This is a genomic window from Streptomyces bullii (genome assembly GCF_042657145.1).
Lineage (GTDB): Bacteria > Actinomycetota > Actinomycetes > Streptomycetales > Streptomycetaceae > Streptomyces > Streptomyces bullii.
This window is the reverse complement of record NZ_JBHSNY010000010.1, coordinates 298,851-325,578: the sequence shown is the minus strand read 5'-3', so window position 1 is coordinate 325,578 and position 26,728 is coordinate 298,851. Positions and strand designations below refer to the sequence as shown.

Here is a 26,728-nt window from a genome sequence, read left to right as displayed (position 1 = left end):
CTGCCTCACTGTCTGCTGTCCGAGGTCGACACGTGATGTCGACGCAACTGAAACCCATTAGGTAAGACGAATTCAAGAGCCCGTGACAAATAAGTCCGACTTTTTGAGCCAGTGATCTACCCCGTACTCTGAGTGCATGACCACACCGGGCCGGGGGCTGCACGGCCACGTACTGGACACCCTGGGCCCCGAGATCACCGCGGGCGAGTACCCTCCGGGCAGTGTCCTGCTCACGGACGAACTCGCCCAGCGTTTCGACGTGTCACGCTCCGTGATGCGCGAGGTGGTCCGCGTCCTGGAGTCCATGCACCTGGTCGAGTCCCGCCGCCGCGTGGGCGTCACGGTCCTGCCGACGACCGAGTGGAATGTGTACGACCCGCAGGTCATCCGCTGGCGCCTGGCGGGCAAGGACCGCCCCCGGCAGCTGCGCTCCCTCACGGTGCTGCGCTCGGCGATCGAACCGGTGGCGGCGGCCCTGGCCGCGAGAAACGCGACACCGGAGCAGTGCGCCGCGCTCACCGAGTGCGCGCTCGGCATGGTCGCCAACTCGCGCGGCCACCAGCTGGAGGAGTACCTCGTCCACGACGTGGCCTTCCACCGCGTGATCCTCAACGCCTCCGGCAACGAGATGTTCGCCCGCCTCGGCGACGTCGTCGCCAAGGTCCTGGCCGGCCGCACCCATCACGACGTGATGTTCGACGACCCCGACCCGGCCGCCGTTACCCTGCACGTCCAGGTGGCGGAGGCCGTACGCGAGCGCGACGCGGCCCGCGCGGAACGGCTCACCCGGGAGATCACGGTGGGCGCGCTCCAGGAACTGGACATCCTGGCGCCGTAGCGCCTTACTCCAGGAACTCCCCGTCGACGTACACCCAGGCCCCGTCCACCCGCTCGAACCTGCTCCGCTCGTGCAGCGAGCCACCCCGGTAGGACGCCCGGAAGGTCACGGTCCCGGTGGAGTGGAAGGCGGTCCCGTCGCCGGTGTCCAGGATCTCCAGCCCAATCCACCGCATGCGCGGATCCAGATCGAGCCGTTCCGGCCGCGTCCGGGGATGCCAGGTCCGCAGCAGGTATCCCGCGTCGCCCTTCACGAACGCGGTGTACCGCGACCGCATGAGCGCCTCGGCGGTCGGGGCGGCGGCAGCCCCGGAGTGGAAACGGCCGCAGCACGCCTCGTAGGGCTCCGGGAGCCCGCACGGGCAGGAACGCCTGGTCATGGGTCACCTTCCGCGGTAACGCGTGAGGGCCGCGACCTCACGGTCGCGGCCCTCACGCATCTCGTGTGTCCGAGGGGGGACTTGAACCCCCACGCCCGATAAAGGGCACTAGCACCTCAAGCTAGCGCGTCTGCCATTCCGCCACCCGGACAAGGTGTCTGTCGCGCGGGCTCCGCTCGCGGCGACGACGTAAACATTACCAGGCTTTCAGGGGTGGCCGATCACCCCCCGGGTGCCGGCCCGCCCCACGTGAACGGCGTGTGACGGGCCGGGGCCCGTCTTGGGTACGCGCGGTGGGGGAGGGAGGATGAGCAGGACCCAGCAGCAGTGACAGCGGGAGGATCCACGTGAGCGAGACGGGCACGGCCAAGGGCGTCACCGGCGAGGACGAGGTCGTGGACCTCTGCCGCGAGCTGATCCGGATCGACACCAGCAACTACGGCGACCACTCGGGTCCGGGCGAGCGCAAGGCGGCCGAGTACGTCGCCGAGAAGCTCGCCGAGGTGGGACTCGAACCGAAGATCTTCGAATCGCACCAGGGGCGGGCCTCCACCGTGGCCCGCATCGAGGGAGAGGACCCCTCCCGGCCCGCGCTGCTCATCCACGGGCACACCGACGTCGTCCCGGCCAACGCGGACGACTGGACCCACCACCCCTTCTCCGGCGAGATCGCCGACGGGTGCGTGTGGGGCCGCGGGGCCGTCGACATGAAGGACATGGACGCGATGACCCTGGCGGTCGTCCGCGACCGGCTGCGCAGCGGGCGCAAGCCCCCGCGGGACATCGTGCTCGCGTTCCTCGCCGACGAGGAGGCCGGCGGGACGTACGGCGCCAAGTACCTCGTCCGGGAGCACCCTGAGCTCTTCGAGGGCGTCACCGAGGCGATCGGCGAGGTCGGCGGCTTCTCCTTCACCGTCAACGAGAAGCTGCGGCTCTACCTCGTCGAGACCGCCGAGAAGGGCATGCACTGGATGCGGCTCACCGTCGACGGCACGGCCGGCCACGGCTCCATGACCAACACCGACAACGCGATCACCGAGCTGTGCGAGGCCGTCGCCCGCCTCGGCCGCCACACCTGGCCGGTGCGGATCACCAAGACCGTACGGGCCTTCCTCGACGAGCTCTCCGACGCGCTCGGGGTCGAACTCGACCCGGAGAACATGGACGAGACCCTCGCCAAGCTCGGCGGCATCGCCCGGATGATCGGCACGACCCTGCGCAACTCGGCGGCGCCCACCATGCTCGGCGCCGGCTACAAGGTCAACGTCATCCCCGGCCAGGCCACCGCCCACGTCGACGGCCGTTTCCTGCCCGGGTACGAGGAGGAGTTCCTCGCCGACCTCGACCGCATCCTCGGCCCGCGCGTCAAGCGGGAGGACGTGCACGCCGACAAGGCCCTGGAGACCGACTTCGACGGCAAGCTCGTCGACGCCATGCAGAGCGCGCTGAGCGCCGAGGACCCGATCGCGCGAGCCGTGCCGTACATGCTCTCCGGCGGCACCGACGCCAAGTCCTTCGACGACCTCGGCATCCGCTGCTTCGGCTTCGCGCCGCTGAAGCTGCCGCCGGAGCTGGACTTCGCGGGCATGTTCCACGGGGTGGACGAGCGCGTGCCGGTGGAGGGGCTGAAGTTCGGGGTGCGGGTGCTCGACCGGTTCATCGACGCGTCCTGAACCCCGGTACGCCGAGCCCCTTTGGCCATGGGTAACGCTTCGGTAATCGATCGCGTGTACGACAGTGCCCGACAAAGAGTGAATGCGACCATACGCTCGTAGCCCGATTACTCCGTCCTCGTTACTGGTCATGTGATCCGCAATTGGGATCGCATTGCCAACGAGGAGGAATAATGATCAAGAAGGTCGTCGCTGCTGCGGCTGCCACCGGTGGTCTGGTTCTTGCGGGCGCGGGCGTGGCCGCCGCCGGCGCGGGTGCCCAGGGTGCTGCCGTGCACTCCCCGGGCGTCCTGTCCGGCAACGTCGTTCAGGCGCCTGTTCACGTCCCGGTGAACGTCTGCGGCAACACGGTCTCCGTGATCGGCCTGATGAACGCCGCCTTCGGCAACACCTGCATCAACAAGTGACGTGGTGCCTCGCCCCCAAGAGCCCGGGCCCTTGAGGGTTGGAGCCCGTCGGCCCCGGAGCGCCTGCCATGCGTTCCGGGGCCGACCGGTCTTCTTCGCAACATCGGAACGTCGGAACGTTGGAATGCCGGAATGCCCGAAAGTCGAATCGGCTGAGATTCCGGCGACAAGGTCGAAGGCAGGGATTTCAGTAATGCGACAGGTCACCCGCAAGGGCCTGATGACCGTGGCGGCCGCGACCGGCGTGATCGCCGCGGCGGGCGGCGCCGCCCACGCCACCACCGGATCGGGCGCGTACGGCTCCGCCTCGGGGTCGCCCGGCGTGCTGTCCGGGAACTCGGTGCAGGCGCCGGTGCACGCGCCGGTCAACGTCTGCGGCAACACGGTCAATGTCATCGGGGTGCTCAACCCCTCGATGGGCAACTCGTGCGCCAACCAGGGCGGCGGAGCATCGTCGGGGGGACACGGCGAATCCGGCGACCAGGGCGGCGCCCACACCGGCGGCCACGCCGGTGACTCGCCGGGCGTCGGCTCCGGCAACCACGTCGAGGCCCCGATCCACGCACCCGTGAACGTCTGCGGCAACAGCGTCAGCGTCATCGGCGTGGGCAACTCCACCACAGGCAACGACTGTGCGAACGGCGGCTCGGGTGGTCAGCACACCACCCCGCCGGGCGGCGACGAGACCCCCGGACAGCCCGGACAGCCCGGACAGCCCGGACAGCCCGGCGACCCGGGCAGCCCCGGGAACCCCGGGAACCCCGGGAACCCCGGGAACCCCGGCACCCCCGGAAACCCGGGCGAGCCGGCCGACCCCGCGGAGCCCAGCAGCCCCGGCGCCCCCGGCACGGACGACGGGACGACGCCGGCCGGCCGCGCGCAGGGCAACCAGCCGGTCACCCACGCCGTCACCCAGCCCAAGGCCGCCGCGCAACTCGCGCACACCGGCAGCGACCTGCCGATGGGTCTCGTCCTGCCGGTCGGTGCGGGAGCGCTGCTGGCCGGTGCGGTCCTCTACCGCAAGGCGCGGCAGTCGGCGTGACACCCGGGCACACGGAGTGGGCCCCGCGTCCGCGGGGCCCGCTCCGTTCGTGTCACCTCACCATGTGGCGCGTACCTGGCGGATGATCCGCCGCCGCAACCTGACCCTGCGGCTGCCGTCGCGCAGCAGGCTCAGGCGGTACAACTCCCAGTGTCCGTACTCGGCGTGGTCCGTCAGCAGACGTGTCGCCTCCTTGCGGGAGACCCCGCGCGGTACGTACACGTCGACAAATTCGTATTCCGGCATCGCATCTATTGTGCGGTCTGGGGCCTGGTACGGATAGCGTCTGCACTATGTCTGATGCTGCGCAGCCCACCGCTGCCGAGGTACGCGCCGCCGCCGAGGCGGTCAAGACCGCGCTCGACCGCCACCTGGCCGCGGTCGAACGCAGGTCGGGGGAGGACGACCCGGCCGTCTACGAGGCGTTCAACCAGCTGGCCGCGGCCGCAGAGGCGTACGACGAACTGCTCTACGACCGCTACGACGAGGTCACGCCCTTCGAGATCCCCGGGGCGGAGGACGCGCTGCCGCCGTACACGGGCCCCGAGGAACCGAACGCGCTGAGCGTGCTGATCCGCCGCGACTACTCGGTGGCGGAGCCGCAGCGGCTGCTGGCGCAGGCGCAGCGCATCGAGGCGGCGGACGAGGACGCGGCCACGGACGTCTCCGGCACGGTGCACGGTGCGCTCGGCCTCCTGTTCGGCGAGTTCGAGCCGGACGAGATCGCATCCCGGCACAAGGAGTTCGGGCTGGAGGAGGGCGACTCCACGCTCTGGGTGACGGCGGCGGACGAACCGGCCGATCCCGGCGAGTGGCTGGAGGCGCCGTTCGAGCAGGTCGATCCGCAGCGGGTGGTGTGCCGCTTCGACGTCAGCGCGGTCTTCGACGACGAGATCGACGACATGGACGACGACGAACTCGAGGACGAGCTCGACACGGACCTGGACGAAGACGGGGACGGGGACGGGGACCTGGAGCTGCTGGACGCGGATCGCTGAGCGGCCGGACCGGCCGGACCGGCCCTCACGACGGCGGGGGCCACGGGAAGCGCCCGTGGCCACCGCCGTCGTCCGTGACGGACCGGCCTCAGCCGGCCGCCGGCACCTGCGGGGCGAGCAGCACCGGCAGCCGGGTCGTGCGGGGTTTGGCCGGGACCTCGCTCACGGCCCGGGGCAGCGCTTGCTCCACGCCGTGCACCACGGACAGATGCCGCTCGGCCCGCCCGAACGCCGTGTACACCCAGGGACGGCTGAGCACCTGCGCGGCGTCACCGGGCAGCACCACGACCACGGCGGGCCAGCGGCCGCCCACCGCCTGGTGCGCGGTCAGCGCCCATCCGTGCCGCACACAGCTCTCCACCCGCTCCTTCGGTACGACGACGGCCTCGCCCGCGCACGACAGGTGCAGCCCCTCGGCGTCGGCTCTCACCACCCGGCCCGGCAGCGCCCGCCCCGGGGCGGGAGAGTAGACGATCCGGTCACCCGGGTCGAAGCCGCCGAAGCGGCCGGGGCCGGGGTTGAGCCGCTCCTTCAGAGCCGCGTTCAGCGCGCGCGTGCCGGCGGCGCCGCCGTGCCCGGGGGTGATCACCTGCGTCTCCTCGGCCGGGACGCCGATCGCGCGCGGCACCGAGTCCGCCACGAGCTGCACGGTGCGGTGCACGGCCTCGCCCGCGTCCCGCACCGGCACGATCACGATCTCCTTGCCGGGGGCCTCGACCTGGTTCAGCTCGCCGACGCCGATGCCTGAGACCAGCTCGCCCAGCGGGCCCGGGTCCGGGCGCCGCGAGGCGACCTGTGGGCAGATCCGCGCCGCCAGCAGGTCCGCGAACACCCGCCCGGGGCCCACCGACCACAGCACGTTCGGGTCCCCGGCCAGCACCAGCCGGGCGCCGTCCGGCAAGGACTCCGTCACCAGTGCCGCCGCCTCCACGTCCAGCTGAGGGGCGTCGAGCACCACCAGGAGGTCCAGGTCCAGCGACCCGTCGGCGTCCCGCCCCGGCCCCTCGGCGCCGGACAGCAGCCCGGCGACGGTGGCGACGGAAGCGGCAGCGGGACCGCCGGCCGGCTCCGGGCGGCACAGCAGGGCCGCGAAGCGGTCGCGGCCGATCGGACCGTGCGCGGCGGCCCAGGCCCGCAGACCGAGGCCGTGCGCCGCCCGGAGCAGCGCCGCCGGTTCGGCCAGCGAGGCGTCGCCGCCGGTGTGGAGGACGAGACCGTGGGAGGCGACCGCGCGGATCAGCTCACCGGCCGACCCCTCGGCCGCGGCGGCGGCCCGCTCCCAGTCCGCACCGGAACCGTCCTGCTTCGGCACGGAGTTGACCAGCCGGGCCAGACCGTCGGCGAGGCTCTCCTCGGCGAGGGCGTACCGCTCGAGACCGACCAGCACGCGCACGGGCCTGTCCGCGTCCTCCTCGGCGGTCTCGGCGGGCTGGGTACCGGGCTCGTCCAGAGCGTCCTGGAAGACCAGCGCCTCACCCTCGGCGAGGGCGTTCTGCACGGCGGAGTCCGCATCCGGCACTCCCCGCTGGGCCAGCGCCGCGGTGAGCGCCGGCATCTCCAGCGCGGTGTGCCCGGCCAGAGCGGCCTGCTCCAGGAGCCAGACGGTCACCGCCCGGCCCCGCCGCTCGTCGTCCGGGCCGCACTCCGGCCCGAGCAGGGCCCGCGCGAACCCGTCGGCCTGCTCCGGCCGCACGCCGGTGACCCGCAGCAGCTGCCAGGGATCGGCCCGCAGCATCTCCTCGGCGCCCTCCCCGAGCACCGCGGCGACCTGTGGCGCGAGCGCTTCGGGCGCTCCACCCTCGGCCAGCACGGCCCGTACGGCCCGCACGGCCTCCGCGGGCGGAGCCGCGGGCGGGCCGGCCGCCTCGGCGGACACGGGCTGCGGTCGGCGTACCGGCTCGGGCGCGGGGCGGCGCGGGGCGCGGTCCGGTTCGCTGAACACCGTGCGCGCCGGTTTCTCACCGCTCTCCACGGCCCGTACGGCGGCGAGCAGTTCGGCGGCCTTGCCGCTCAGCTTCGCCCCGCTCTCGATCGGACCCTGCCTCTCGGCCTTGCGCCGCTCGATGCGCTCCCGCTCCAGCCGCTGGGCCAGCAGTTCGGCCTCGGTCTCGGACAGCTGCCCGGACTCGGCCTGCGCGCCCTCTCCCTCGGCGGACGCCGCCTCCTGTGCGCCCTCGCGCTCCGGGGCGCCGTCCTCCGCCGCGGCGTCCGGGGTTCCCGGCTCGGCGTCCACGGCGTCCTCAGCGGGCTCGGGCTCCGTGCTCACAGCGTGCTCCAGTCGTGATCGGGATAGCGGTGCACGGGCGCCGACACGTCGTCGAGCGCCCGGCAGATCTCGTCAGGAAGACTAAGGGTCTCCACTGACAACGCGGCCGTGAGCTGCTGCGCGTTGCGGGCGCCGACGATGGGGGCGGCCACCCCGGGCCGGTCGCGGACCCAGGCCAGGGCCACCTGCAGCGGCGTGACCGCCAGCCCGTCCGCCGCCGTCGTGACGGCGTCCACGATCCGGCTCGCCGTGTCGTCGAGGTAGGGGGCGACGAACGGCGCGAGATGCTCGGAGGCACCGCGTGAGTCCGGCGGCGTCGCGTTGCGGTACTTGCCTGTCAGTACCCCGCGCCCGAGCGGCGACGACGGCAGCAGCCCGATCCCCAGGTCCAGCGCCGCGGGCAGCACCTCCCGCTCCACGCCCCGCTGCAGCAGCGAGTACTCCATCTGCGTGCTCGCCAGCCGGGTCCGCGTGCCCGGTGCCGCCAGCTGCCAGGTCGCCGCCTTCGCCAGCTGCCAGCCGCAGAAGTTGGAGACACCCGCATAGCGGGCCCGTCCGCTGCTGACCGCCAGGTCGAGCGCCTGGAGGGTCTCCTCCAGCGGGGTGTACGGGTCGAAGGCGTGCACGTGCCACACGTCGACGTGGTCCGTGCCCAGCCGGGCGAGGGAGGCGTCCAGCGCGGAGAGCAGATGGCCGCGGGAGCCGTCGAACCGGCGGTCCGGGTCCGGCACGCTGCCCGCCTTCGTCGCGATGACGAGGTCCCGGCGCGGCACCAGTCCGTCTGTCAGCTTGCCGAGCAGGTACTCGGCCTCTCCGTCGCCATACACGTCCGCGGTGTCGACGAGGTTCCCGCCCGCTTCCCAGAACGTCTTCAAGAGGTCCGCGGCGTCGTGCTCGTCGGTGTCCCGGCCCCAGGTCAGGGTGCCAAGACCGATGCGGGACACGCGCAGGCCGGTGCGGCCGAGATGCCTCTGCTCCATGAACGCCGAGATTACTGGCCGCACCCTGGGGATCGGGGGGCCTGTGGACAACCGATTTCCGGGCCGGGGCGGGAGGCGCCGCGGGCATCCCGCCCCACCGCCGCAGGCCACCGCGCGCTATGGTCTCCGCCAAGGGACGTTACTGATCGGTAAGGGGAGGCGGGCATGCAGCTCGGAATCAACCTCGGCTACTGGGGCGCCGGGATGGACGCGGACAATCTCGCCGTCGCGCAGGAGGCCGACCGGCTCGGTTACGCCGTCTGCTGGGCCGCCGAGGCCTACGGCTCCGACGCCGCCACCGTCCTCAGCTGGGTCGCCGCCCAGACCGAGCGCATCGACGTGGGCTCGGCCATCTTCCAGATCCCGGCCCGGCAGCCCGCGATGACCGCGATGACCGCCGCCACGCTCGACTCCCTCTCCGGCGGCCGCTTCCGGCTGGGCCTCGGCGTCTCGGGGCCGCAGGTCTCCGAGGGCTGGTACGGCGTGAAGTTCGACAAGCCGCTGGCCCGCACCCGCGAGTACGTCGAGATCATCCGCAAGGCGATGACCCGCGAGCGCCTCACCTACGAGGGCGAGCACTGGACCCTGCCCTTGCCCGGCGGACCCGGCAAGCCCATCAAGCTCACCGTGCACCCGCAGCGCGAGCACATCCCGCTGTACATCGCCGCCATCGGCCCGAAGAACCTGGAGCAGACCGGCGAGATCGCCGACGGCGCCCTCCTCATCTTCCCTTCCGCCGACCACCTCGAAGACACCGCGATCTCCTACCTGCGCGCCGGCCGTGAGAAGGCCGGAAAGAGCCTCGAAGGCTTCGACGTCTGCCCGACCCTCCCGCTCGCCGTCGGCGACGACAAGGACGTCACGACGCTCGCCGACACCTTCCGTCCCTACACGGCGCTGTACGTCGGCGGCATGGGCAGCCGCAAGCAGAACTTCTACAACCAGCTCGCCCGGCGCATGGGGTACGAGCAGGAGGCCGCCGAGATCCAGGACAAGTACCTGTCCGGCGACAAGCAGGGCGCCGCGGCCGCCGTACCGCACGACCTGATCGACAAGACCACACTGCTCGGCTCCGTGGACCGCATCGCGGACCGGATGAAGGCCTACGCCGAGGCCGGGGTCACCACCCTCACCCTCGCCCCCGCCGGCTTCACGCTGGACGAGCGGATCGCCGCGCTCCGCGCGGGCACCGAGGCACTGGAGCGCGCGGGGCTGGCGTAAGCGGGTCGATGTGATGCGCGTACTGGCGTCCTGCGCGGGTTGGCGTGAAGCGCGGGACGGTGCAAGAGCGCCACTGCGCACCTGACAGAGGATTCTTACGGCCGTGGTGGGGGCTCGGGGGTCTTCCCCGCCACGGCCGTCACGCGGAACAACGCGCCGCGGGCCGCACGGTTACGCGCCCGTCGTGCTCCGCCGTACACCGGCGGTCCTCCGTTCGGCGGAGTCGCCGCGCACACCTGTTGCAGCACCCCTTGCGCGGCATTTGACTCGTTCTTCGCGGAGCCGGGCAGAGAGGTGCCCACGATGCTTTCGGCCAGGGGTCTGTTCCCGGAGATCCTCGACAACGACGACTCCTTCGCCCTGTTCTGCTCCATCGCCGCGAGCGGCGAGTCCCAGGACGGCTGGGAGAACGCCCGCATCGCCGCGCTCGTCCCCGAGACGGCGCGTGACCTCGCCCGCAGATCACCCGTCACGGCGCCGACGAGGACAAGCACGGCCACATCTTCAACGCCCTGATGAAGCAGCGGGGGGTGCGGCCCGTGCCGGTCCCGCCCGAGACCGACTCCACCATGCTCCTGGAGAACAACGGCAGGGGCCTGGCCCACGACAAGCTCCGGCGCGACGAACCGCTCATGGCCCAGGACGTCGTCACCTACCTCGCGCACAGCCGGGTCACCGAACAGCGGGGCCACCGGGCAGATGGAGCCGCTCCGCAAGCACTTCTCCGACCACCCCGGCATCGGCCGCGCGGTCAGGCAGATCGCGAACGACTAGGACAACCATTTCGCCTACTGCCACGAGGAGTTGCTGCGTCTCGCGCGCGCCGGTCAAGGCGGGCGATCCAGCGCACGCTGCGCGCCGGCGCGCTGACCGAGATCCGGATCCACCGGGACGTCAGCCTCGCCGTCATGGCCCACATGGGACGCATCCTCGGCGGGCCGAAGTCCAAGTCCGTGCTCCTGGCCGCGGGCATCCACACCGTGTACTGGTACGAACGGCTCGGCGGCTGGCGCCGGATGGTGAGCCTGAGGACGCCCGAGCGCCGCGACGCCCTCGGCGGCCGGCCACCGCGGCCCCCGAGTTCGCCTGAGGACCGCGGACCGGGCAGCCCCTACAGCCACCCCCGCCGCTTGAACATCCGGAACACCAGCACCTCCAGAACGGCCATCACGCCGATCAGCGCCGGATACGACCACTCCCACCGCAGTTCGGGCATGTGGTCGAAGTTCATGCCGTAGATCCCCGCGATCATCGTGGGAATCGCGGCCATGGCCGCCCACGCGGAGATCTTGCGCATGTCGTCGTTCTGCCGGACGCTCATCTGCGCCAGATGCGCGGAGAGGATGTCCGACACCAGCCGGTCCAGCCCCTCCACCGACTCGTTCACGCGCGTGAGGTGGTCGCTGACGTCGCGGAAGAACGGCCGCGCCTTGTCGTCCACGAAGGGCACCACCACACCGGACGGGGCCGTGCCCGCCAGCCGGCTCATCGGCAGGGCCAGGGGCCCGGTCGCCCGCCGGAACTCCAGGATCTGCCTCTTGAAGTTGTAGATCCGCGACGCGGTGTGCCGGGAGCCGCCGTCGGGCGAGAACACCTCCGCCTCCAGCTCCTCCAGGTCGGTCTGCAACTCGGTCGCCACGTCCAGGTAGTGGTCGACGGTGGCGTCGGCGATCGCGTACAGCACCGAGGTGGGGCCCTTGCCCAGCAGCTCCGGCTCCTGCTCCAGGCGGCTCCGTACGGCCTTCAGCGGGGCGCCCTCGCCGTGCCGGACCGTCACCACGAACGAGTCGCCGAGGAAGACCATGATCTCGCCGGTGGAGACGGCGTCGCTGCGCGGTTCGTACGCCACCGGTTTGAGGACCACGAAGAGCGAGTCGTCGTAGATCTCCAGCTTGGGCCGCTGGTGGGCCTTCAGGGCGTCCTCGACGGCCAGCGGGTGCAGCGCGAACTCCCGCGTGACATGGTCGAACTCGCTCTCCGTCGGCTCGTGCAGGCCGATCCAGACGAAACCGCCCGCCGCCCGTGCCTCGCCGAGTGCGTCGGAGAAGTCCTCGGGGCCCTCCATACGGTGCCCGTCACGGTAGATGGCACAGTCGACGATCACGAAACGCACTCTCCCGCCACTCGAACTCCTCGCTCTCCCACGACACCGCACGCGCGTGTGCGCCTACGCTGGGCCGCATGCCCACGTTGATCCTGGTCCGGCACGGACGTTCCACCGCCAACACCGAGGGACTGCTCGCCGGCTGGACGCCCGGCGTCGCCCTCGACGAACGCGGGGCGGCGCAGGCCGCCGCGCTGCCCGGCCGGCTCGCCGAGCTGCCGATCGCCGAGGTCGTCAGCAGTCCCCTGCAGCGCTGCCAGGAGACGATCCGGCCGCTGCTGGACGCCCGCCCCGGACTCACGGCGCACACCGACGAGCGCATCGGGGAGTGCCACTACGGCGACTGGTCCGGCCGCAAGCTCGCCGAACTCAAGGACGAGCCGCTCATGGAGGTGGTGCAGGCGCACCCGTCGTCGGCGGCGTTCCCGGGCGGCGAGTCGATGCGGGCGATGCAGACGCGGGCCGCCGAGGCCGTCCGCGAGTGGAACGCGCGCGTGGAGCGCGATCACGGCGCCGACGCCGTCTACCTCATGTGCTCGCACGGCGACATCATCAAGTCGCTCGTCGCGGACGCACTCGGACTTCATCTCGACCTCTTCCAGCGGATCTCCGTTGAACCGTGTTCCATCACCGCGATCCGTTACACACGGCTACGACCGTTTCTCGTCCGCCTCGGCGACACCGGCGACTTCGCGTCCCTGGTGCCGCGCGAGGAACCGCCGGGCGACGACGCCACGGTGGGGGGTGGTGCGGGCGCACCGTGATCGTCTTCCGCAGTAGGGTGAAGCGGTCGCAGCAGTCGCCCTACCCCCGATGTCCCTCGATCCCCCGACTTCCCATGGAGACAGGACGTGTCCCGTCAGGTGTTCCTCTACGACCAACCGGACCGTTTCGTGGCCGGTACGGTCGGACTGCCAGGGCGCCGTACGTTCTTCCTCCAGGCCTCCGCCGGCTCCCGGGTGACCAGCGTGGCCCTGGAGAAGACCCAGGTCGCCGCGCTCGCCGAGCGCATGGAAGAACTGCTCGACGAGGTCGTACGCCGTAGTGGCGGCAGCGCCGCCGTCCCCGCCGTGGCGCCGTCGGAGATCACCGACACCGCCCCGCTGGACACCCCCATCGAGGAGGAGTTCCGCGTCGGCACCATGGCGCTGGCCTGGGACGGCGAGGAACAGCGCATGATCGTCGAGGCACAGGCGCTCGTGGAGCTCGACGCCGACTCCGAGGAGGACCTCGCCGAGGCCGAGGAGCGGCTGCTCCAGGACGAGGAGAACGGGCCCCCGATGCTGCGGGTCAGACTCACCGGCGCGCAGGCCCGGGCCTTCGCCAAGCGTGCCCTGGACGTCGTCAACGCCGGGCGGCCGCCGTGCCCGCTGTGCAGCCTCCCGCTCGACCCGGAAGGACACGTATGTCCGCGCCAGAACGGATACCGCCGCGGAGCGTGACGGAAGCCGACCTGCTTGCCCTCGGCGAGCTGACGGTGCGCGGACGCATCCGGGAGGCCTCCAACGCGGCGCTGTACTGCACGGTGACCCACGAGGGCCGGGAAGCCGCCTGTGTCTACAAGCCGGTCGCGGGGGAGCGGCCCCTGTGGGACTTCCCCGACGGGACGCTCGCCCAGCGGGAGGTCGCCGCGTACGAGGTGTCCGAGGCGACCGGCTGGGGGCTCGTCCCGCCCACCGTGCTGCGGGACGGGCCGTACGGCGAGGGCATGTGCCAGCTGTGGATCGAGGCGACGGCGGACGCCGAGCTGCTCGCCCTGGTGGACGGTGAGGAACCCGGACCCGGCTGGAAGGCCATCGGATTCGCCGAGGTCGGCGAGGGCCGGACCGCCCTGCTGGTGCACGCCGACGACGAGCGGCTGCGGCGCCTCGCGGTGCTCGACGCGGTGATCAACAACGCCGACCGCAAGGGCGGGCACCTGCTGCCCACCGGGGACGGGCGGCTGTACGGCATCGACCACGGCGTCACCTTCAATGTCGAGAACAAGCTGCGCACGCTGCTGTGGGGCTGGGCGGGGGAGCCGCTCACGGAGGAGGCGATCAGCGTCCTCACCGGCCTGCGGAAGGGGCTCGCGGAGGGCGGCGCGCTCGCCACGCGGCTGGCCGGGCTGATCACCGGCGCCGAACTGGACGCCACGCGCGCGCGGGTCGACGCGCTGCTGGCGTCCGGGAGCCACCCGCAGCCGGGCGGGGAGTGGCCTGCGATCCCCTGGCCGCCCGTCTAGCAGCACAGTCGGCGGCGAGGAACAAGACGGCGTTCCCGGCCATCCGGGCCGCTCCGGTTCGTATGCGGAACATCCGTCCGGTTAGGCTCATGTACATGCATGCCTGGCCCGCTTCCGAGGTCCCCGCCCTGCCTGGTCAGGGCCGCGACCTGAGGATCCACGACACCGCGACCGGCGGCCTGGTCACCCTCGACCCCGGTCCCGTCGCCCGTATCTACGTCTGCGGCATCACGCCGTACGACGCCACCCACATGGGACACGCGGCGACCTACAACGCGTTCGACCTCGTGCAGCGCGTGTGGCTCGACACCAAGCGGCAGGTGCACTACGTCCAGAACGTCACCGACGTCGACGACCCGCTCCTGGCGCGCGCCCAGCGGGACAGCATCGACTGGGTCGCCCTCGCCGAGAAGGAGACGGCCCTCTTCCGTGAGGACATGACGGCGCTGCGGATGCTGCCGCCGCGGCACTACATAGGCGCCGTCGAGGCGATACCCGGCATCGTGCCGCTCGTCGAGCGGCTGCGCGACCTCGGCGCCGCGTACGAACTCGACGGCGACGTCTACTTCTCCGTCGAGTCCGACCCGAATTTCGGCAACGTCTCCCGGCTCGACGCCGCCGCCATGCGGCTGTTGTCCGCCGAGCGGGGCGGCGACCCCGACCGGCCCGGCAAGAAGAACCCGCTCGACCCGATGCTGTGGATGGCGGCCCGGCCCGGTGAGCCCAGCTGGGACGGCGGTTCGCTCGGACGCGGGCGGCCCGGCTGGCACATCGAGTGCGTGGCCATCGCCCTGGACCACCTCGGCATGGGTTTCGACGTCCAGGGCGGCGGCTCCGACCTGGCCTTCCCGCACCACGAGATGGGCGCGTCCCACGCCCAGGTCCTCACCGGTGAGTACCCCATGGCCAAGGCGTACGTCCATGCCGGCATGGTCGGCCTGCACGGCGAGAAGATGTCCAAGTCCAAGGGCAACCTCGTCTTCGTCTCGCAGCTGCGCCGTGAGGGCGTCGACCCGGTGGCCATCCGGCTGGCGCTGCTCGCCCACCACTACCGGGCCGACTGGGAGTGGACCGACCAGGTCCTCCAGGACGCCGTCGACCGGCTCGGCCGCTGGCGTGCCGCCGTCTCCCGGCCCGACGGGCCGCCCGCCGAGGCGCTCGTCGAGGAGATCCGCGACGCCCTCGCGCACGACCTGGACGCCCCGGCCGCGCTCGCCGCGGTCGACCGCTGGGTCGCGCTCCAGCAGCAGACCGGCGGAACGGACACGGGCGCGCCCGGTGTCGTCTCACGCGCCGTGGACGCCCTGCTCGGCGTCGCCCTGTAGGGGCCGGGGCCGGTACGCCGCCGTGGCGGTCGCCCGCGTATGAGAGAGGGGCGGTGGGTGCGCAGCGCGCCCACCGCCCCTTCGGCTCAGTCCTCCGACGACTCCTCGTCGTCCGTGCCGGGTTTCGGCGGCTTGGGCGGGCGGGTCCGTCCGCCGGGGTTGTCCCGCAGATACGACGTTCCCGGCCCGGGCGCGGCGTCGCCGCCCTCGGCGGTCGCGTGCCCGCCGGGCGGGCCGGCCCCTCCGTCCCGCCGCCGCAAGTAGCGCTCGAACTCCCGGGCGATGGCCTCGCCCGACGCCTCCGGCAACTCCGCGGTGTCGCGGGCCTCCTCCAGCGTCTGGACGTACTCGGCGACCTCGCTGTCCTCGGCGGCCAGCTGGTCCACGCCCACCTGCCAGGCGCGCGCGTCCTCGGGCAGCTCGCCCAGCGGGATGCGCACGTCGATCAGGTCCTCCAGACGGTTCAGCAGGGCCAGCGTGGCCTTCGGGTTCGGCGGCTGCGACACGTAGTGCGGAACCGCCGCCCACAGCGACACGGCGGGCACGCCCGCGTGCGTGCAGGCCTCCTGCAGGACGCCGACGATGCCCGTGGGCCCCTCGTACTTGGTCTCCTCCAGGTCCATGCGGCGGGCCAGGTCCGGATCGGACGTGGTCCCGCTGATCGGGACCGGACGCGTGTGCGGGGTGTCGCCGAGCAGGGCGCCCAGGATGACCACCAGCTCCACGCCCAGTTCGTGCGCGAAGCCCAGCAGCTCGTTGCAGAACGAGCGCCACCGCATGGACGGCTCGATGCCCCGGACCAGGACGAGATCGCGCGGCTTGTCACCGCCGACCCGGACCACCGACAACCTTGTCGTCGGCCATGTGATCTTGCGGACGCCGCTCTCCATGAACACCGTGGGGCGGTTCACCTGGAAGTCGTAGTAGTCCTCGGCGTCCAGCGCCGCGAACACCTCGCCCTTCCATTCCCTGTCCAGATGCGCGACCGCGGTGGAGGCGGCGTCGCCGGCATCGTTCCAGCCCTCGAACGCGGCCACCATGACCGGGTCGATCAGCTCGGGAACCCCCTCGAGCTCGATCACCCAGTGCCTCCTTCCGACGTGCCCTCACGTACGCCCCAACCTTACGGCGTGCCAGGGGGGCGCCCGCAGCCCCCTGGTCCGGGGGAGTGCCCCCATCACTGCCCCGTGAGCCACTCCGGAACACCCAGAAGTCATCCGAGCTGTCGTGGACCTCGCCGGTACCGGGGCCGGACAGTGCCCGTCGACGCGCCCTTCGGCGCGGCCGGGTGGTGTGTCACAGGGTCGAGCGCAGCCACTGCTCCACGGACGCGATGTGCACCGTCGCCCACGACCTGGCCGCCTCCGCGTCCCGGTCGCGCAGCGCGGCGAGGATCGCCCGGTGCTCGCGCAGGGTGCGCCCCACGGCGTCCCCCTGGGTGAGGCCGCGCCAGACTCGGGCCCGGGTGGTGGGGCCCGACAGGCCGTCCAGCAGCGAGCAGAGCACGGAGTTGCCGCAGCTCTGCGTGATGCCCCGGTGGAAGTCCAGGTCGCAGGCGACGAGGTCCGCCACGGACGGATCGTCGCCGAGCTCGTCCAACTGCGCGGACAGGGCGTCCAGTTGCTGTTCGCCGATGCGGCTCGCGGCCATCGCCGTGGCGGCCGGCTCCAGGATGCGGCGTACGGCCAGGAACTCCAGGACCGTGTCGTCGCGGTGGAAGTCGACGACGAAACTCAGTGCCTCCAGCAGCAGTTGGGGGTCGAGACTGGTGACGTACGTGCCGTCGCCCTGCCGTACGTCCAGGATGCGGATGAGCGACAGCGCGCGCACGGCCTCCCGCAGGGAGTTGCGGGACAGCCCGAGCTCGGCGGCGAGTTCGCTCTCCTTGGGGAGCCGGTCGCCGGGGCGCAGCGCGCCGGAGACGATCATTCCCTTGATCTTCTCGATCGCCTCGTCGGTGACGGCCATGCCGGCCTCCCTCGTTCAGACCTCCGATGTATCAGGTCATTATGAGGTCGCCGAGGGGCCACGTCGCCGTGCAGGCCATCGGGCCTCGCGCCGGGGCGGTGGTGCCGCGCCGGCGCCGGCTGGCGAGCCGCCGCCCGGGAGCGCGTGAGCGCGGGCGGGCACGCGAAAGGGGCGGCTCCGTCGGCGTGGAGTCGCCCCTCTCGGCGCCGGCTCCCGTGCGGGGGAGCCGGAGCTCGGCTACTTCTTGTCGAGCAGGTCCTGGACCTTGGCGCGGACCTCGTCCGTGGCCAGGCCGCGGATCGTCAGGGTCGTACGGCGGCGCAGCACGTCGTCGGCCGTCTCCGCCCACTCGTGGTCCCGGGCCCACACGACCTGCGCCCAGATCTCCGGGGCGTCCGGGTGGACGCGCTCGGCGAGCGCCGGGTCGTCGTTGGCCAGGCGGGCGATGTCGAAGGCCAGCGAACCGTAGTGGGTGGCCAGGTGCCTGGCCGTGTCGGCCGCCATGCGCGGGCCGGGCGCCGGGCGGTCGGTCAGCAGCCGGTGGGCGACCGCGCGCGGGTTGGCGATGCCCGGCAGCGGCAGCTTCTTCGGCAGCGAGGAGATCGGCTCGAAGTCGTCGCCCAGCGGGTGGCCCGGCAGCGACTCCAGCTTCTTCATGACCGTCCGGCCGATGTGGCGGAAGGTGGTCCACTTGCCGCCGGCGACGGACAGCATGCCGCCACGGCCCTCGGTGACCACCGTCTCGCGCTTGGCCTTCGCCGTGTCGCCGGGGCCGCCCGGCAGCACCCGCAGGCCCGCGAAGGCGTACGTGATCAGGTCACGGTCGAGCTGCTGGTCGCGGATGGAGAAGGCGGCCTCGTCGAGGATCTGGGATATGTCCTTGTCGTTGACCGCGACGTCCGCCGGGTCGCCCTCGTACTCCTCGTCCGTCGTGCCGAGCAGCAGCATGTCCTCCCAGGGGAGGGCGAAGGTGATGCGGTACTTGTCGATCGGGGTGGCCAGCGCGGCCCGCCACGGGGCGGTCCGCTTCAGGACCAGATGCGCGCCCTTCGACAGGCGGATGGACGGCGCGGCACCGGGGTCCTCCATCCTGCGCAGGTGGTCGACCCAGGGACCGGTCGCGTTGAGCACGAGCCGGGCGTTGACGCCGAACTCGTCGCCGGACAGGCGGTCCTTCAGTTCGGCGCCGGTGACCCGGCCCCGGGTGAAGCGCAGGCCGGTCACCTCGGCGTGGTTGAGGACGACCGCGCCCGCCTCGACGGCCGCGCGGACCGTCATCAGCGCCATGCGCGCGTCGTTCATCTGGTCGTCGCCGTACACGGCCACGGCCTTGAGGTTCTCGGTGCGCAGCTCCGGCACGTCCTGCGCGGCCTTGGCCGGCGAGAGCAGGTGCCCGACACCGTCGCCGAAGGCCGACAGCGCGGAGTAGGCGAAGACACCCGCCCCGAGCTTCGCCGCGCCGTGCGGCCCGCCCTTGTACACGGGGAGGTAGAACGTGAGCGGGTTCGCCAGGTGGGGGGCCACCTGGCGGGAGACCGCACGGCGCTCGAAGTGGTTCTCGGCCACCAGCTTCACCGCGCCGGTCTGCAGGTAGCGCAGACCGCCGTGGAGCAGCTTCGAGGAGGCGGACGACGTGGCACCGGCGAAGTCGCCGGCGTCGACCAGAGCCACCCTGAGGCCGGACTGCGCGGCGTGCCAGGCGGTGGAGATGCCCAGAATGCCGCCGCCGATCACGAGAAGGTCGTACGACGCCTTGGCGAGCTGCTCCCGGGTCTCGGCTCGGCTCGGATTCGAGCCATAGGCCGGGCGCGTGCCCAGGGCAGGTACGGACTGCAGGGTGGACTGACTGGTCATGCGGTTTCTTACTCCTCGTCCTCGAGCCAGCCCATGGTCCGCTCGACGGCCTTGAGCCAGTTCTTGTACTCACGGTCGCGGGTCTCCGCGTCCATGCGGGGGGTCCACTCGGCGGCCCGGCGCCAGTTGGCGCGCAGGTCGTCGGTGCTGGTCCAGAAGCCGACGGCGAGGCCGGCGGCGTAGGCGGCGCCGAGGCAGGTGGTCTCGGCGACCATCGGGCGCACCACGGGGGCGTCCAGGACGTCCGAGAGCGTCTGCATCAGCAGGTTGTTGGAGGTCATGCCGCCGTCGACCTTGAGAGTGGCGAGCGGGACACCGGAGTCCTTCGTCATGGCGTCCGCGATCTCCCGGGTCTGCCAGGCGGTGGCCTCCAGGACGGCGCGCGCGAGGTGCGCCTTGGTGACGTACCGGGTCAGGCCGGCGATCACACCGCGCGCGTCGGAGCGCCAGTACGGGGCGAACAGGCCGGAGAAGGCCGGTACGAAGTAGGCCCCGCCGTTGTCCTCGACCGACAGCGCGAGGGTCTCGATCTCGGCGGCGGTGGAGATCAGGCCCATCTGGTCGCGCATCCACTGCACCAGCGAACCGGTGACGGCGATCGAGCCCTCCAGGGCGTAGACCGTGTCCTGGTCGCCGATCTTGTAGCCGACGGTCGTCAGCAGGCCGCTGTAGGAGTTGATGATCTTGTCGCCGGTGTTCATCACCATGAAGGTGCCGGTGCCGTACGTCGACTTGGTCTCGCCCTCGGCGAAGCAGGTCTGGCCGAACAGGGCCGCCTGCTGGTCGCCGAGCGCGGAGGCGACCGGGATGCCGCCGAGCAGGTCGCCCAGCTTGCCGCCCTTGATCTCGCCGTAGACCTCGGCGGAGGAGCGGATCTCGGGCAGGATCCGCGTCGGCACGCCGATGGACTCGCAGATCTTCGCGTCCCACTCCATCGTGTGGAGGTTCATCAGCAGCGTGCGGGAGGCGTTGGTGACGTCCGTGACGTGCTTGCCGCCGTCGACACCGCCGGTCAGGTTCCAGATGACCCAGGTGTCCATGGTGCCGAAGAGGATGTCGCCCGCCTCGGCGCGCTCCTTGAGGCCCTCGACGTTGTCGAGCAGCCAGCGGGCCTTGGGGCCGGCGAAGTAGGAGGCCAGCGGCAGGCCGGTTTCCCGGCGGAAGCGGTCCTGCCCGACGTTGCGGCCGAGCTCCCGGCACAGGGCGTCGGTACGGGTGTCCTGCCAGACGATGGCGTTGTGGACGGGCTCACCGGTGTTCCTGTCCCACAGCACGGTCGTCTCGCGCTGGTTGGTGATGCCGATGGCCTTGATGTCGTCGCGGGTGATGCCGGCCTTCTCGATGGCGCCGGCGACGACCTCCTGGACGTTGGTCCAGATCTCGCTGGCGTTGTGCTCGACCCAGCCCGGCTTGGGGAAGATCTGCTCGTGCTCCTTCTGGTCGACGGAGACGATCCGGCCGTCCCGGTCGAAGACGATGCAGCGGGACGAGGTCGTGCCCTGGTCGATGGCCGCGATGAAGGGGCCGGCGGTGTGTGCGTCGGTCACTGTGTGCTCCTGGGAGAAAATCCGTCGTTACGGGGCTTCATGTACGGCGCGCGCTGAGTTCCGCGAATGCGCAGGCGGGGCGCACTCAGGCGAAGGCGACGTTGTAGATGCCTGCGGCGATCGCGCCGCCGATCAGCGGACCGACCACCGGCACCCAGGCGTAGGCCCAGTCGGAGCCGCCCTTGTTGGGCAGCGGCAGCAGGGCGTGCACGATACGCGGACCGAGGTCACGGGCCGGGTTGATCGCGTAGCCCGTCGGACCGCCGAGGGACAGACCGATCGAGACGACCACCAGTGCGACGATGAGCGCGCCCAGCGTGCCCAGACCGTTGCCGTTGTCGTTCAGGCCCTGCGTGAGGATCGCGAGCACCAGCACGACCGTGCCGATGATCTCCGTGGCGAGGTTCTGCCACACGACTCTGATCTCGGGGCCGGTGGAGAAGATGCCGAGCACCGGGCCCGCGCCCTTCTCCTGAGCCTCGACGGCCTTGGCGGCGGTGGCCTGTGCGCCCGGGCCGCCGACGATCTCGCGGTCGGTGAGGTGGGCGTGGAACTGGCCGTAGTAGGCGAGCCAGACCAGAGCCGCACCGATCATGGCGCCGAGCAGCTGCCCGGCGACGTACGTCGGAACGTTGCTCCAGTCACCGTCCTTGATCGCGAGTGCGACCGTCACGGCCGGGTTCAGGTGGGCGCCGGACAGCGGCGCCGAGGTGTAGACCGCCGTGAGTACTGCGAAGCCCCACCCGAAGGTGATGGCGAGCCAGCCGGCGTTGCGGGCCTTGGAGGCCTTCAGCGTGACGGCGGCGCACACTCCGCCGCCGAGCAGGATGAGTATGGCGGTACCGATGGTCTCGCCGATGAAGATGTCGGAGCTGGACACCCGCGACTCCTTTGTCCTTCGTCCAGGGAAGCCGACCCCCGGGTCCCGCCGGGGATTGGCGCCCTCGGGGGTGAGAGCGATGCCGGCCCTTGGCGTTGCCACACTCTAGCGCGTATTGCCGGTAGGTGTTCGACAATGCCGACCGATGGACGGGAGTCTCGCTGCGGGGTCACACATGCGTCAAGAGCTCTGTTATCGAATGCACGATCGTTATTGATCGTCACCGGTTATCGATCTTCCGGTGGGTCTGCGCGCCTTCCACCTGGTATGCCCCCCAGGGCATGGCTGCACGCCGGAACGCCGTACGGCGCTCCGGTCCTCCGTAGGTGGGCCCGTGACCCCTCAGAACCGCCCGGCGCCCAGATCCCGCGACACCGCGCGGGCGCAGTCCCGGACCGCCGCGATCAGCTCGGGGCGCAGCTCGCCGTCCCGGCACAGCCGCTCCACCGCGCCGGTGATGCCGACGGCGCCCACCGGCATGCGCCGCCGGTCGTGGATGGGGGCAGCGATGGAGGCCACGCCCTCCCAGGTCTCCTCGACGTCCGCCGCGTAGCCACGCGCGCGTGTCAGGTCGAGGATGTGCTCGAAGGCGTCGAGCTCGCACACGGTCCGGTCCGTGAACGCCTTGCGGTCGGCCTCCAGGGCCTCGCTGTGGGCGACCGGGTCGTAGGCCGACAGCACCTTGCCGAGGGCGGTGGAGTGCAGCGGCTGCATGGCCCCTATCTCCAGGACCTGCCGGCTGTCGTCGGGCCGGAAGACGTGGTGCACGATCAGCACGCCCTGCTGGTGCAGGACGCCGAGATGGACGCTCTCGCCGCTGGACCGGGCCAGGTCGTCCGTCCACACCAGGGCGCGCGCCCGCAGCTCGTGCACGTCGAGATACGTCGTACCGAGCCGCAACAGCTCCGCGCCCAGCTGGTAGCGCCCGGAGGCGTCGTCCTGCTCGACGAAGCCCTCCTGCTGGAGGGTCCGCAGGATGCCGTGGGCGGTGCCTTTGGCGAGGCCCAGCGACGAGGCGATGTCCGACAGGCCGAGCCGCCGCTCGCCGCCCGCCAGCAGCCGCAGCATCGCGGCCGCCCGCTCGAGCGACTGGATGTTCCGTGCCATCGCCGTACTGCCTCCGTCCCCTTCGACCGCCGACGCGCAACACCGCTGCCGCCGTTCGGCAATGCCGAACACTACCGGTCGATGCCGACCTTCCGCTAATGGTCGGTCGCTGTGGGTTTCGCCGCCGGTGGCCTCTCGCGTCATCTCAGGCGCCACATCAGTCCCACAAGGACCGCCCTGTCCGCCATCCGAGTCCGGCCCGTGGACGCCCTGCACATCCCGACCGACTCCCGGTTACGCTGGCGCCGTGCGCCTCTTTCCGGCACGTCCCGGCAGGACGCCCTTGCCGCCGGAGGTTCCGGGAAGCCGCATAGCCGACAGCCGTCGCACCTGAGGGAGCCCCTTTCATGGCCTCGTTGCCGCCGACCCCTTCCGCCGACAGCCGGACCCGTGCGTCCGCGCTCCGCGAGGCACTCGCCACCCGTGTGGTGGTCGCCGACGGAGCGATGGGCACCATGCTCCAGGCGCAGGACCCGAGCCTGGAGGACTTCCAGAACCTGGAGGGCTGCAACGAGGTCCTCAACGCCACGCGGCCCGACATCGTGCGCTCCGTGCACTCCGCCTACTTCGACGCGGGCGTGGACTGCGTGGAGACGAACACCTTCGGCGCCAACCTCACCGCCCTCGGCGAGTACGACATCCCCGAGCGCATCACGGAGCTGTCCGAGGCCGGCGCCCGGATCGCCCGCGAGACCGCCGACGAGTACGCCGCCCGGGACGGACGGCAGCGCTGGGTGCTCGGCTCGATGGGCCCCGGCACCAAGCTGCCGACCCTCGGCCACACCACCTTCGACGCGATCCGGGACGCCTACCAGCAGAACGCCGAAGGCCTGCTCGCGGGCGGCGCGGACGCCCTGCTCGTGGAGACCACCCAGGACCTGCTCCAGACGAAGGCCTCGGTCGTCGCAGCCCGGCGTGCCATGGCCGTCGCCGGCTACGACGTCCCGCTGATCGTGTCGGTGACCGTGGAGACGACCGGCACGATGCTGCTGGGCTCGGAGATCGGCGCGGCACTGACCGCGCTGGAGCCGCTGGGCATCGACATGATCGGCCTGAACTGCGCGACCGGCCCGGCGGAGATGAGCGAGCACCTGCGTTACCTCTCCCGCCACGCCCGGATCCCGCTGTCCTGCATGCCCAACGCCGGTCTGCCCGTGCTGACCAAGGACGGCGCGCACTACCCGCTGACCGCGCCGGAGCTGGCCGACGCCCAGGAGAACTTCGTCCGCGACTACGGCCTGTCCCTGGTGGGCGGCTGCTGCGGCACCACCCCCGAGCACCTGCGCCAGGTCGTCGAGCGGGTCCGCGGGCTGACCCCGGCCGAACGCCGCCCGCAGCCCGAGCCGGGCGCGGCGTCCCTGTACCAGTCGGTGCCGTTCCGGCAGGACACCTCCTACCTGGCCATCGGTGAGCGCACCAACGCCAACGGCTCGAAGAAGTTCCGCGAGGCCATGCTGGACGGCCGCTGGGACGACTGCGTGGAGATGGCCCGCGAGCAGATCCGCGAGGGCGCGCACATGCTCGACCTGTGCGTGGACTACGTCGGCCGGGACGGCGTGGCCGACATGCGGGAGCTGGCCGGCCGCTTCGCCACGGCCTCCACCCTGCCGATCGTGCTGGACTCCACCGAGGTCGACGTGATCCGGGCGGGGCTGGAGAAGCTCGGCGGCCGCGCGGTGATCAACTCGGTGAACTACGAGGACGGCGACGGCCCCGAGTCCCGGTTCGCCAAGGTCACCGAGCTCGCCAGGGAGCACGGGGCGGCGCTGATCGCGCTGACCATCGACGAGGAGGGTCAGGCCCGCACCGCCGAGAAGAAGGTCGAGATCGCCGAACGGCTGATCGCCGACCTGACCGGGAACTGGGGCATCCGCGAGGAGGACATCCTCGTCGACTGTCTGACCTTCACCATCTGCACCGGCCAGGAGGAGTCCCGCAAGGACGGCATCGCCACCATCGAGGCGATCCGGGAGCTGAAGAAGCGCCACCCGCTGGTGCAGACCACCCTGGGCCTGTCCAACATCTCCTTCGGCCTCAACCCGGCCGCCCGCATCCTGCTCAACTCCGTCTTCCTCGACGAGTGCGTCAAGGCGGGCCTGGACTCGGCGATCGTGCACGCGAGCAAGATCCTGCCGATCGCCCGCTTCGACGAGGAGCAGGTGCAGACCGCCCTCGACCTGATCTACGACCGCCGCAGCGAGGGCTACGACCCCCTCCAAAAGCTCATGCAGCTCTTCGAGGGCGCCACCGCCAAGTCCCTCAAGGCCGGCAAGGCCGAGGAACTGGCCGCCCTGCCGCTGGACGAGCGCCTCAAGCGCCGCATCATCGACGGCGAGCGCAACGGCCTGGAGGCCGACCTCGATGAAGCCCTGCGGACTCGCCCGGCCCTCGACATCGTCAACGACACCCTCCTGGACGGCATGAAGGTCGTCGGCGAACTGTTCGGCTCCGGCCAGATGCAGCTGCCGTTCGTGCTCCAGTCCGCCGAGGTGATGAAGACGGCGGTGGCCCACCTCGAGCCGCACATGGAGAAGACCGACGAGGCCGGCAAGGGCACCATCGTGCTGGCCACCGTGCGCGGCGACGTGCACGACATCGGCAAGAACCTCGTCGACATCATCCTGACGAACAACGGCTACAACGTCGTCAACCTCGGCATCAAGCAGCCGGTCTCCGCGATCCTGGAGGCCGCCGAGGAGCACAGGGCCGACGTCATCGGCATGTCCGGGCTCCTGGTCAAGTCCACGGTGATCATGAAGGAGAACCTGGAGGAGCTCAACAGCCGGGGCCTGGCCACCCGCTTCCCGGTCATCCTCGGCGGAGCCGCCCTCACCCGCGCCTACGTAGAGCAGGACCTGCACGAGATCTACGAGGGTGAAGTCCGCTACGCCCGCGACGCGTTCGAGGGCCTGCGCCTGATGGACGCCCTCATCGGCATCAAGCGCGGCGTGCCCGGCGCCAAGCTGCCCGAACTGCGGCAGCGCCGCGTCAGGGCGGCCACCGTCGAGGTCGAGGAACGGCCGGAGGAGGGGCACGTCCGCTCCGACGTGGCCACCGACAACCCCGTCCCCGAGCCGCCCTTCCGGGGCACCCGCGTCGTCAAGGGCATCCAGCTCAAGGAGTACGCGAGCTGGCTGGACGAGGGCGCCCTGTTCAAGGGCCAGTGGGGCCTGAAGCAGGCCCGCACCGGCGAAGGGCCGACGTACGAGGAGCTCGTCGAGACCGAGGGCAGGCCCCGGCTGCGCGGCCTGCTCGACCGGCTCCAGACGGAGAACCTGCTGGAGGCGGCGGTCGTCTACGGCTACTTCCCGTGCGTGTCGAAGGACGACGACCTGATCATCCTGGACGAGTCCGGCAACGAGCGCACCCGGTTCACCTTCCCGCGTCAGCGGCGCGGCCGGCGGCTGTGCCTGGCCGACTTCTTCCGCCCGGAGGAGTCCGGCGAGACGGACGTCGTCGGCCTGCAGGTCGTCACCGTCGGCTCACGGATCGGCGAGGAGACCGCCCGGCTGTTCGAGTCCAACGCCTACCGCGACTACCTCGAACTGCACGGCCTGTCCGTCCAGTTGGCCGAGGCGCTCGCCGAGTACTGGCACGCGCGCGTGCGCGCCGAACTCGGCTTCGCCGGCGAGGACCCGGACGAGATGCAGGGCATGTTCGAGCTGAAGTACCGCGGCGCCCGCTTCTCCCTCGGCTACGGCGCGTGCCCCGACCTGGAGGACCGCGCCAAGATCGCCGACCTGCTCCAGCCGGAGCGCATCGGCGTCCACCTGTCCGAGGAGTTCCAGCTGCACCCCGAGCAGTCCACGGACGCCATCGTCATCCACCACCCGGAGGCGAAGTACTTCAACGCCCGCTGACCCGCACGACGGGGTGCCCGGGAGGTCCCTCACCTTCGGCGCCGACCTCGGTGGG

The 26,728-nt window shown here is 71.5% G+C and carries 22 protein-coding genes, 1 tRNA gene and 1 pseudogene; 12 read left to right on the top strand and 12 right to left on the bottom strand.

Annotated features, from left to right (window positions below):
- The first annotated feature begins 136 nt into the window (after positions 1 to 136).
- Positions 137 to 838, top strand: coding sequence for a FadR/GntR family transcriptional regulator (locus ACFPZJ_RS28660; protein ID WP_381027388.1), 702 nt, complete (start codon positions 137 to 139; stop codon positions 836 to 838).
- Between the two features lie 4 nt (positions 839 to 842).
- Here ACFPZJ_RS28660 and ACFPZJ_RS28655 read toward each other — a convergent pair whose 3' ends face one another.
- Entirely contained in the window at positions 843 to 1,217 is a 375-nt protein-coding gene (locus ACFPZJ_RS28655) for a YchJ family protein (protein ID WP_381027385.1), read from the bottom strand.
- A 66-nt stretch (positions 1,218 to 1,283) separates the two neighbouring features.
- A tRNA-Leu gene (locus ACFPZJ_RS28650) sits at positions 1,284 to 1,368 on the bottom strand.
- Between the two features lie 196 nt (positions 1,369 to 1,564).
- Between ACFPZJ_RS28650 and ACFPZJ_RS28645 the strand changes: the two genes are divergently transcribed.
- The 3 genes from ACFPZJ_RS28645 (at position 1,565) to ACFPZJ_RS28635 (ending at position 4,339) form a co-directional block, all read left to right on the top strand.
- Entirely contained in the window at positions 1,565 to 2,890 is a 1,326-nt protein-coding gene (locus ACFPZJ_RS28645; RefSeq protein ID WP_381027383.1) for a M20/M25/M40 family metallo-hydrolase, read from the top strand.
- Positions 2,891 to 3,063: 173 nt separating this feature from the next.
- Positions 3,064 to 3,297, top strand: a complete 234-nt coding sequence (gene chpH, locus ACFPZJ_RS28640; protein WP_381027381.1) for a chaplin ChpH — start codon at positions 3,064 to 3,066, stop codon at positions 3,295 to 3,297.
- A gap of 193 nt (positions 3,298 to 3,490) precedes the next feature.
- Positions 3,491 to 4,339: a chaplin gene (locus ACFPZJ_RS28635; protein WP_381027378.1), complete on the top strand. Its 849-nt coding sequence runs from the start codon at positions 3,491 to 3,493 to the stop codon at positions 4,337 to 4,339.
- Positions 4,340 to 4,396: 57 nt separating this feature from the next.
- Here ACFPZJ_RS28635 and ACFPZJ_RS28630 read toward each other — a convergent pair whose 3' ends face one another.
- Positions 4,397 to 4,585: a DUF5703 family protein gene (locus ACFPZJ_RS28630; RefSeq protein WP_125500254.1), complete on the bottom strand. Its 189-nt coding sequence runs from the start codon at positions 4,583 to 4,585 to the stop codon at positions 4,397 to 4,399.
- A 47-nt stretch (positions 4,586 to 4,632) separates the two neighbouring features.
- Here ACFPZJ_RS28630 and ACFPZJ_RS28625 point away from each other — a divergent pair, with 47 nt between their 5' ends.
- Positions 4,633 to 5,337, top strand: coding sequence for a hypothetical protein (locus tag ACFPZJ_RS28625; protein ID WP_381027375.1), 705 nt, complete (start codon positions 4,633 to 4,635; stop codon positions 5,335 to 5,337).
- Positions 5,338 to 5,425: 88 nt separating this feature from the next.
- Here ACFPZJ_RS28625 and ACFPZJ_RS28620 read toward each other — a convergent pair whose 3' ends face one another.
- Positions 5,426 to 7,603 carry a helix-hairpin-helix domain-containing protein gene (locus ACFPZJ_RS28620; RefSeq protein WP_381027372.1) on the bottom strand — a complete coding sequence of 726 codons (2,178 nt, stop codon included), beginning with the start codon at positions 7,601 to 7,603 and terminating at the stop codon, positions 5,426 to 5,428.
- Entirely contained in the window at positions 7,600 to 8,583 is a 984-nt protein-coding gene (locus ACFPZJ_RS28615) for an aldo/keto reductase (RefSeq protein WP_381027370.1), read from the bottom strand. Before ACFPZJ_RS28615 ends, ACFPZJ_RS28620 begins: the two co-directional genes overlap by 4 nt.
- Before the next feature lie 165 nt (positions 8,584 to 8,748).
- Here ACFPZJ_RS28615 and ACFPZJ_RS28610 point away from each other — a divergent pair, with 165 nt between their 5' ends.
- Entirely contained in the window at positions 8,749 to 9,804 is a 1,056-nt protein-coding gene (locus tag ACFPZJ_RS28610) for an LLM class F420-dependent oxidoreductase (RefSeq protein ID WP_381027368.1), read from the top strand.
- Positions 9,805 to 10,107: 303 nt separating this feature from the next.
- A pseudogene (locus ACFPZJ_RS28605) lies at positions 10,108 to 10,894 on the top strand (ferritin-like domain-containing protein).
- Positions 10,895 to 10,915: 21 nt separating this feature from the next.
- On the opposite strand, the gene corA reads toward ACFPZJ_RS28605, so the two are convergent.
- Positions 10,916 to 11,908 carry a magnesium/cobalt transporter CorA gene (gene corA, locus ACFPZJ_RS28600; protein ID WP_381027365.1) on the bottom strand — a complete coding sequence of 331 codons (993 nt, stop codon included), beginning with the start codon at positions 11,906 to 11,908 and terminating at the stop codon, positions 10,916 to 10,918.
- A 77-nt stretch (positions 11,909 to 11,985) separates the two neighbouring features.
- Here corA and ACFPZJ_RS28595 point away from each other — a divergent pair, with 77 nt between their 5' ends.
- The 4 genes from ACFPZJ_RS28595 (at position 11,986) to mshC (ending at position 15,457) form a co-directional block, all read left to right on the top strand.
- The gene (locus ACFPZJ_RS28595) at positions 11,986 to 12,672 is read left to right on the top strand and encodes a histidine phosphatase family protein (RefSeq protein WP_381027363.1); all 687 of its coding nucleotides are present in this window, start codon (positions 11,986 to 11,988) and stop codon (positions 12,670 to 12,672) included.
- Positions 12,673 to 12,759: 87 nt separating this feature from the next.
- Positions 12,760 to 13,350 carry a DUF3090 domain-containing protein gene (locus ACFPZJ_RS28590; RefSeq protein WP_381027361.1) on the top strand — a complete coding sequence of 197 codons (591 nt, stop codon included), beginning with the start codon at positions 12,760 to 12,762 and terminating at the stop codon, positions 13,348 to 13,350.
- Positions 13,314 to 14,132, top strand: a complete 819-nt coding sequence (locus ACFPZJ_RS28585) for an SCO1664 family protein (RefSeq protein ID WP_381027358.1) — start codon at positions 13,314 to 13,316, stop codon at positions 14,130 to 14,132. The genes ACFPZJ_RS28590 and ACFPZJ_RS28585 overlap by 37 nt, the downstream gene beginning before the upstream one ends.
- A 95-nt stretch (positions 14,133 to 14,227) precedes the next feature.
- On the top strand, positions 14,228 to 15,457 hold the full coding sequence (gene mshC / locus ACFPZJ_RS28580; protein ID WP_381027355.1) for a cysteine--1-D-myo-inosityl 2-amino-2-deoxy-alpha-D-glucopyranoside ligase: 1,230 nt from the start codon (positions 14,228 to 14,230) through the stop codon (positions 15,455 to 15,457).
- A gap of 86 nt (positions 15,458 to 15,543) precedes the next feature.
- Here the strand turns inward: mshC and ACFPZJ_RS28575 are convergent, their stop codons facing one another.
- From ACFPZJ_RS28575 to ACFPZJ_RS28550, 6 genes are all read right to left on the bottom strand, one after another.
- Entirely contained in the window at positions 15,544 to 16,539 is a 996-nt protein-coding gene (locus tag ACFPZJ_RS28575; RefSeq protein WP_381027352.1) for a PAC2 family protein, read from the bottom strand.
- 214 nt (positions 16,540 to 16,753) lie between these two features.
- Positions 16,754 to 17,425: a FadR/GntR family transcriptional regulator gene (locus tag ACFPZJ_RS28570; protein WP_381027350.1), complete on the bottom strand. Its 672-nt coding sequence runs from the start codon at positions 17,423 to 17,425 to the stop codon at positions 16,754 to 16,756.
- A gap of 237 nt (positions 17,426 to 17,662) precedes the next feature.
- Positions 17,663 to 19,279, bottom strand: a complete 1,617-nt coding sequence (locus ACFPZJ_RS28565; RefSeq protein WP_381027347.1) for a glycerol-3-phosphate dehydrogenase/oxidase — start codon at positions 19,277 to 19,279, stop codon at positions 17,663 to 17,665.
- A gap of 8 nt (positions 19,280 to 19,287) precedes the next feature.
- Positions 19,288 to 20,826, bottom strand: coding sequence for a glycerol kinase GlpK (glpK, locus tag ACFPZJ_RS28560; protein WP_381027344.1), 1,539 nt, complete (start codon positions 20,824 to 20,826; stop codon positions 19,288 to 19,290).
- An 85-nt stretch (positions 20,827 to 20,911) separates the two neighbouring features.
- Complete coding sequence (locus ACFPZJ_RS28555) at positions 20,912 to 21,706, bottom strand: MIP/aquaporin family protein (protein WP_381027342.1); 795 nt, start codon at positions 21,704 to 21,706, stop codon at positions 20,912 to 20,914.
- A gap of 342 nt (positions 21,707 to 22,048) precedes the next feature.
- Positions 22,049 to 22,813: an IclR family transcriptional regulator gene (locus tag ACFPZJ_RS28550; protein ID WP_381027339.1), complete on the bottom strand. Its 765-nt coding sequence runs from the start codon at positions 22,811 to 22,813 to the stop codon at positions 22,049 to 22,051.
- Between the two features lie 347 nt (positions 22,814 to 23,160).
- Here ACFPZJ_RS28550 and metH point away from each other — a divergent pair, with 347 nt between their 5' ends.
- On the top strand, positions 23,161 to 26,673 hold the full coding sequence (gene metH / locus ACFPZJ_RS28545) for a methionine synthase (protein ID WP_381027336.1): 3,513 nt from the start codon (positions 23,161 to 23,163) through the stop codon (positions 26,671 to 26,673).
- The last annotated feature ends 55 nt before the right edge of the window (positions 26,674 to 26,728 follow it).

Coding starts and splice junctions, on each gene's coding strand:
- ACFPZJ_RS28660 (WP_381027388.1), top strand. CDS start 137: ATGACCACACCGGGCCGGGGGCTGCACGGCCACGTACTGGACACCCTG.
- chpH (WP_381027381.1), top strand. CDS start 3,064: ATGATCAAGAAGGTCGTCGCTGCTGCGGCTGCCACCGGTGGTCTGGTT.
- ACFPZJ_RS28565 (WP_381027347.1), bottom strand. CDS start 19,279: ATGACCAGTCAGTCCACCCTGCAGTCCGTACCTGCCCTGGGCACGCGC.
- mshC (WP_381027355.1), top strand. CDS start 14,228: ATGCATGCCTGGCCCGCTTCCGAGGTCCCCGCCCTGCCTGGTCAGGGC.
- ACFPZJ_RS28570 (WP_381027350.1), bottom strand. CDS start 17,425: ATGGCCGTCACCGACGAGGCGATCGAGAAGATCAAGGGAATGATCGTC.
- ACFPZJ_RS28615 (WP_381027370.1), bottom strand. CDS start 8,583: ATGGAGCAGAGGCATCTCGGCCGCACCGGCCTGCGCGTGTCCCGCATC.
- ACFPZJ_RS28550 (WP_381027339.1), bottom strand. CDS start 22,813: ATGGCACGGAACATCCAGTCGCTCGAGCGGGCGGCCGCGATGCTGCGG.
- ACFPZJ_RS28630 (WP_125500254.1), bottom strand. CDS start 4,585: ATGCCGGAATACGAATTTGTCGACGTGTACGTACCGCGCGGGGTCTCC.
- metH (WP_381027336.1), top strand. CDS start 23,161: ATGGCCTCGTTGCCGCCGACCCCTTCCGCCGACAGCCGGACCCGTGCG.
- ACFPZJ_RS28595 (WP_381027363.1), top strand. CDS start 11,986: ATGCCCACGTTGATCCTGGTCCGGCACGGACGTTCCACCGCCAACACC.
- ACFPZJ_RS28655 (WP_381027385.1), bottom strand. CDS start 1,217: ATGACCAGGCGTTCCTGCCCGTGCGGGCTCCCGGAGCCCTACGAGGCG.
- ACFPZJ_RS28610 (WP_381027368.1), top strand. CDS start 8,749: ATGCAGCTCGGAATCAACCTCGGCTACTGGGGCGCCGGGATGGACGCG.
- ACFPZJ_RS28625 (WP_381027375.1), top strand. CDS start 4,633: ATGTCTGATGCTGCGCAGCCCACCGCTGCCGAGGTACGCGCCGCCGCC.
- ACFPZJ_RS28635 (WP_381027378.1), top strand. CDS start 3,491: ATGCGACAGGTCACCCGCAAGGGCCTGATGACCGTGGCGGCCGCGACC.
- ACFPZJ_RS28585 (WP_381027358.1), top strand. CDS start 13,314: ATGTCCGCGCCAGAACGGATACCGCCGCGGAGCGTGACGGAAGCCGAC.